Here is a 6,547-nt window from a genome sequence, read left to right as displayed (position 1 = left end):
CCGAGAAGGGCCTGATCGAGCGCATCGAGGCGGAGGGGCGCAACAGCCCCGCCGACGTGCTGCTCACCGTCGACATCGGCAATCTCAGCCAGGCGGTGGCTTCGGGGATCGCCCAGCCGGTCGAATCCAAGGCGGTCATCGACGCGGTTCCGCCGGCTTATCGCGGCGATAACAACGAGTGGATCGGCCTGACCCGCCGCGCGCGCGTCGTCTATGCCTCAAAGGACCGGGTGGAAGAGGACACCATTACCTACGAAGATCTCGCCGACCCCAAATGGCGCGGCAAGATCTGCATCCGCTCCGGCCAGCATTCCTACAACGTGGCGCTGATCGCCTCGATGATCGCCCATCACGGCGAGGAGAAGACAGAAGAGTGGCTGCGCGGGGTGAAAGCCAATCTGGCACGGAAGCCCGCGGGCAACGACCGGCTTCAGGTCAAGGGCGTCTATGCGGGCGAGTGCGACCTCGCCATCGGCAACACCTACTACATGGGCAAGATGCTCACGGACGAAGACCACCCAGAGCAAAAGGAATGGGCGAACTCCGTGAACATGCTGTTCCCCAACACGGATGACCGCGGCACGCATGTGAATGTGTCCGGTGCGATCCTGGCGAAGAACGCGCCCAACAAAGAGAACGCGGTGAAGTTGGTCGAGTTTCTGGCCTCCGACAAAGGCCAGGAGATGTACGCGGAAGTAAACAGCGAGTACCCCGTGAAAGAAGGGGTTCCGTGGTCGAAGCTCGTGCAGTCGTGGGGAACTTTCAAGTCGGACCCGATCTCGCTCAACGAGATCGCGGAACGGCGCAAGGCGGCGAGCGAGCTGGTGGACAAAATCGGCTTTGACGAAGGGCCAAGCTCATGAGGGGACAACGATGAGCTTTCATAAGAGAATCGATGAGCACGCTGGGCAGCGCGCTTTTATTCCGCCGCGGAGCGGCGCCGAGTGGCTGGTAGGCGTGGGCTTCCGGTGCTGGCTTGCCGGCTATGACACCGGCGATATCGCCTGCTGGGAAAACGGCTGGAACGAGTACAACCGCATCCTCGGGCCGTCACGCGCCAAGCGCGCCGTGACGGAACTTGCCTGCTGGGTCCGGGCCGTGCGCTCGTCTGCCTCGCGCAAGATCGAATATTACCCGTTCGGCTGCTCGGGCTTTTGCCCGGACGAATGCATGGCGATCTCGCTGATCGCCGCGTCTCAGAATCATCGCTGTCCGGCCATGCAGGCTTGCGCCTTGGCGCTCACCGGTTCCGATCTGGTCGAACCCGTGATCGACGCGGCCAACGCCTTCGCCGATGCGCTTCAGGAGGCGGATCAATGCCTGTCGCAAGAGGCCGTGGCGGCGCTCGTGGCGGGCAAGGCCACCGGCCGCGAGGGCGGGATCGCTGACAGGCGCTGACCAGCAAGCGGCCAAAGGCCAGCCCCCGGAGCCCGCTTCCTTTCGCCGAAGGCTCGTCCGGCTTTCGGAGAGCGGCAATCTCGGCTGGTCCGTCGCGGCGCTGATCCTGTCGCTCGTCGCGCTCGCGCCGCTCATCGCCATTGCGGCGATCGCCTTTCAGCCGAGCGGCGATACCTGGCCTCATCTCATCGCCAACGTGCTCCCGGGCGCCGTGCGGACCACGCTTGGCCTGATGCTGGGCGTGGGCCTGATCACGCTTCTGATCGGCACCGGCACGGCCTGGCTCGTCACCATGTACCGCTTTCCCGGGCGGCGCGCCTTCCAGTGCTCCTGCTTCTGCCGCTGGCGATGCCCACTTACATCATCGCCTACTGCTATCTGGAGCTGTTCGACTATTCCGGTGAAGTTCAGACCGCCATGCGCGGCGTGTTCGGCTGGCAGAATGCGCGAGACTACTGGTTCCCGGACATCCGCACCCTCGGCGGCGCCATCTTCGTCATGAGCGCGGTGCTCTATCCTTACGTCTACATCACCGCACGGGCGAGCTTCATCGCCCAGTCCGTCTGCGTGATCGAGGCGAGCCGCACGCTGGGGCGCAGCGCATCGGAAACCTTCTGGCAGATCGCGCTGCCGCTCGCGCGGCCGGCGCTGGCGGCCGGCGTGGCGCTCGCGCTGATGGAGACGCTGAACGACATCGGCGCGGTGGAGTTTTTCGGCGTGCGCACGCTGACCGTCGCCGTGTACGACACCTGGCTCGATCGCGGCAGCCTTGCCGGCGCCACGCAGATCGCCTGCGTCATGCTGGTCTTCGTCTTCGCGCTGCTGGCTCTGGAGCGCGCCTTGCGGCACGGACGGCGGTTCCATCACACGACCGGCAAGTATCGCGACCTGCCGGAGGATACCCTCACCGGCGCAAAGGGCACGCTTGCCGCTATCGCGTGCGCCCTGCCGCTCCTCGTCGGCTTTGTGCTGCCGGCCTATGTGCTGGTGGGCGATGCCATCGTCCATCTCTCGTCGGGCCTGTCGCCGGCCTTTTGGCAGGCGGCGCTGCACAGCCTGGCGCTGGCCTTCGCAGCCGCCGTCCTCGGCGTGACCTTCGCCGTGGTGCTGGCCTATGGGCGGCGGCAGACCCGCTCCAAGTTCGTTCACGTGGCAAGCCTCGTGCCCGCCATCAGCTACGCGGTGCCCGGCACCGTGCTCGCCATCGGTCTGCTCATTCCGCTCGCCGGCCTTGACAACGCCATCGACGATGCCATGCGCTCGCTGTTCGGCGTCTCCACCGGGCTCCTGTTCTCCGGCACGGCTTTCGCCATCGTGCTCGCCTACACGATCCGCTTCCTCGCCGCCTCGCTCGGGGCGGTGGAATCGGGACTGAGCAAGATCTCGCGGAACATCGACGCCGCGGGGCGCACGCTCGGCGCCACGGTGAGCGGCATGCTCTGGACCGTGCATCTGCCCCTGTTGCGCCCGGCGCTCGGCGCCGCGGCCATGCTGGTTTTCGTGGATTCCATGAAGGAGCTGCCGGCCACGCTGCTGCTGCGGCCCTTCAACTTCGATACGCTCGCCACCCAGGTGTTCACACTCGCCTCGCTTTACCGCTACGAGGAGGCCGGGCTCTCGGCCCTGACCATCGTCTTGGTCAGCTTGGCCCCGGTTCTGCTGCTGCACGGGATCATCGCCAGGAGCCGCCCCGGATCCTCGGCGAGCCGGCCCATAGCCCCTGAAACAAAGCCCGAATGGGCGTTGCGGATCTCTTGATAACCCAAGAGAATGTGTCGGTTGGGCTCGCCTGGGCCAGGCGGTTTAGGCTAGATGGAGCGGGCCATGGGGCGCTCTTCCGGGCGCCCGGCCCGTTCGCAGCGAGCTTCGCGCAGACAGCAATACGGAAAGGTCGGTATGAAGCCGCGCCAACGTCCTTGGAAATGGCTTCTTGTCGGCCTTGTCGTGATCGTGGTCGCGGGGCTTGCGCTCCTGCTCCCTCATCAGCTTGGAACGTCCTCCGAATTGCGGGACCGGGTGGCGGCTTCCCTTTCGGACTGGAGTGGCGGCACCGTCACGCTGACGGAGCCGCTCGAGGTGCGCTATTTCCCGCCCTCGCTGCGCGGCGGCTTCGTGCTGTCGAACGCTACCAACCTCCCCGCGATCCGCACCGTCACGGCGCCGGACTTCAAGGTGACGCTCGACTTTCCCGAGCTGCTGATGGGACGGGTGGAGCTCGATGCGCTGCGGCTCGGCCAGCCGACCATCACGCTGAAGGAAACTGCCGGCAAAGGCGCGGGCGATCAGCCGTTCGCGGCGATGCTTGCCGATGCGCTGATCGACCCGCCGCTGGAGGCCCTCCGCATCCGCCGCGGAACGGTCAAGTGGGCATCCGGCAAGCCGCTGATCGGCAAGCTCGACATTCGGCTCAGCGCGCACGGCCGCAGCGGCGTGTTGGCGGCGCTCGGGTCGTTCGACTTCAATGGCGAGGATGTCGCCTTCTCGCTGGACAGCGGCAAGATCAAAGAGACGGACGCGGGCAAGGCCGCGCCGGTCACGATGAAAGTTACCTCCGAACCGGTGACGGCACGCTTTTCCGGCACGGTGGACGCGGCGGACGGTCTCGAGGGCAGCGGCGACATGGAGACGGTTCTGCCAGACGCCCGCCGCTTTTTGAATTGGGTGGGCGTCGCAATCCCCGAGGGGGACAGTCTCAAGAATGTCGCGGCGTCAGGCACGGTCCATTGGAGCGGGTCGACGATGACGTTCGACGACGGCACGTTCGAACTCGACGGAAACGAAGCGGTCGGACTTTTCTCGCTCACGGCAAGCGCACGGCCCCGGGTCGAAGGCACGCTCGCCTTCGAGACCCTCATCCTCGATCCATATTTCGGCGGCGGCGACGCGAGCGCGCAAGAGATCGCTGGCTTCGACGGGTTCCTGCTGAAACATCTGGATGCGGATTTGCGCGTCTCCGCCGGCGAGATGTCGGCCGCGGGCCTGAAGCTTGGGCGTGGCGGCTTCACGATCAATGCCAAGGGCGGAACGATCTCAGGCGAGATCGGCGAGCTCGACCTTTGCGGCGGTCAGGCAGCGGGACGCGTCGGGCTCGACCTGTCAGGCGCGAGAACCGTAGCGTCCATGGTTGGCACCCTTTCCGACATCGCGATCGACACCTGTCTACAGCCCTTTGCGCTCGGCGTGCCCCTGAAGGGTCTGAGCACGCTAAAGCTCGATGTGTCGAGCGGCGGCACCACGCACGGCGAGCTCGTACGCGGGCTGGTCGGCGAGGTCAAAATCACCGCTCAGAACGGCGCAGTGCCCATCGACTTTCCAGAGCTTTCGGCGACGTCCAGTTCCGAAAGCGACGGCTGGAGCCGCGGTGCAGGCACGGCCTTTACCTCGCTCGATGCGGATTGCAGCCTCTCCGCCGGTCATCTCTGGTGCCGATCCTTCCGCATGCAGACCCCGAGAGGCTTGGTTTCGGGGTCTGGCGGGATGGATGTGGCGCAGCAAACCCTTGATTGGGACTTCCTGATAGCGGACCCTGTCGCGCCGTTGGATGCCTCGCAGCTCGTCATGGAGACGCCGCCGCGGGTCACCTTGCACGGCTCGCTCTCAGACCCCCTGATCCAAAGAGCGAATCGCCCCACCCTCGGAGCTGGATCGCCGGAAATTGACCCTAAGAGCACCTCGGCCGCGCCGCACTGAGGGCCGCAAACACAAAGACTTCGACTGAGACCATCACTCGTGTTCAGCCATCAAAGACCGTCTCTTCGAGATACCGCGACTGCCCGCCGGGCCGTGCTTATCGCCATGGCTGTCGCCGCCGCGCTCGGGGGGCACCCGGAAACCGCCCGTGCCCAGGACACACTCAGCGTGGCGACCTGGGGCGGGGCTTACGGCCGGGCGCAAGAGATCGCCTTGTTCGAGCCCTTCGCCAAGAAAACCGGCACGGTGGTCGCGACGGAAATTTACGACGGCAAACTTCCGAAGCTTAGATCCTTGATTGAGAGCGGCACACCGGTGGACGTGGTTGACGTGTCTGCCGGCGCGCTCAGCACGTTGTGCAAGGATGGCCTGCTCGAGACGATCGATGCTGCCGCGCTTGAGACCGAAGGCGGCGGCAGCGCCGGGGACGACTTTTTCACCGGCGCGGTGTCGGATTGCGGCGTGGCGAGCGTGGCGTGGTCCACGGCGGTGGCCTTCGACCGGAACGCGTTCAGCAAAGGACAGCCGGAAAACATCAGCGCACTTTTGGACACGGCGCGCTTTCCCGGAAAGCGCGGCCTGCCCAAGAACCCACGCCGCACAATCGAGTTGGCACTGCTGGCCGACGGGGTTCCACCCGAGACAGTCTATAGCGAGCTAACGACCGCGGAGGGCGCGGACCGCGCGTTCGCCGCGTTGGACAAGATCAAGAACGACGTCTTTTTGTGGGACAAGGCTGAACAGCCGATCACTTGGTTGCTCGAGGACAAGGTTGCGATGACCGCCGGCTATAGCGGGCGTATTTTCCGCGCCGCGGTAGGTGACCGCAATGTCGACGTCTTGTGGGACGGGCAGATCTACGACCTGGATGCTTGGGCGATCCCCAAGACATCGGAAAACAAAGAAGAGGCGATGCGCTTCATCCGCTTCGCCACGGCGCCCGAGCAACTCGCGGCGCAAGCAAGGCTCACCTCCTACGGCCCGATGCGAAAATCCGCTCTGGAGCTGGTCGGCACACATCCCATCATCGGCGTGGACATGCAGAAGTTCCTGCCGACCGCACCGGCCAACTTTCAGAAAGCGTTGAAATTCGACGACGCGTGGTGGGACCAAAACGGCGCGGCGCTCACCCAGCGTTTTGCCATTTGGGCGGCCGAAGTCGAGGCGGCGGAGGCTGCGCGGCAGGCCGAGCGCAAAGCCAAAGAAGCCGCCGAGACGGAGAGCACGCCGAAGGCCGCGCCCTAGACACCGTCTTAGGCGCCGCATGACAGCTTCTCTTCGCGAAATGACTATCCCAAGAAAGTGCGGGTAAGCGGCAACTCGCAATTGCCTTATCTGTCGTCTTCGTGTCATCCTGAAACTTAGAGAGAGTCACCGGGTGACATCATCCAGCGACATCCTCTACGCAGAACGCACGATCAGAACGGCATGCCGCAAGGTATGCTGAGACTGCCAAGGC

5 protein-coding genes are annotated in these 6,547 nt (G+C 65.0%); all 5 read left to right on the top strand.

Annotated elements, in window-relative coordinates:
• The coding region (locus AUC71_RS08900) for a Fe(3+) ABC transporter substrate-binding protein (RefSeq protein ID WP_069623983.1) at nt 1-863 on the top strand (863 nt) is incomplete at its 5' end.
• Nucleotides 864-873: 10 nt separating this feature from the next.
• On the top strand, nt 874-1,398 hold the full coding sequence (locus tag AUC71_RS08895; protein WP_069623982.1) for a hypothetical protein: 525 nt from the start codon (nt 874-876) through the stop codon (nt 1,396-1,398).
• Between the two features lie 324 nt (nt 1,399-1,722).
• A complete protein-coding gene (locus AUC71_RS08890) occupies nt 1,723-3,156 on the top strand; it encodes an ABC transporter permease (protein WP_141701571.1) in 1,434 nt (477 codons plus the stop codon).
• Between the two features lie 138 nt (nt 3,157-3,294).
• Entirely contained in the window at nt 3,295-5,088 is a 1,794-nt protein-coding gene (locus AUC71_RS08885) for an AsmA family protein (RefSeq protein WP_069623981.1), read from the top strand.
• 93 nt (nt 5,089-5,181) lie between these two features.
• On the top strand, nt 5,182-6,333 hold the full coding sequence (locus tag AUC71_RS08880) for an extracellular solute-binding protein (RefSeq protein WP_069623980.1): 1,152 nt from the start codon (nt 5,182-5,184) through the stop codon (nt 6,331-6,333).
• Nucleotides 6,334-6,547: the final 214 nt, after the last annotated feature.

Origin of the sequence: Methyloceanibacter marginalis, assembly GCF_001723295.1 — a bacterium.
GTDB classification, from domain to species: Bacteria; Pseudomonadota; Alphaproteobacteria; order Rhizobiales; family Methyloligellaceae; genus Methyloceanibacter; species Methyloceanibacter marginalis.
This window is presented reverse-complemented; position numbering and strand designations above follow the sequence as displayed.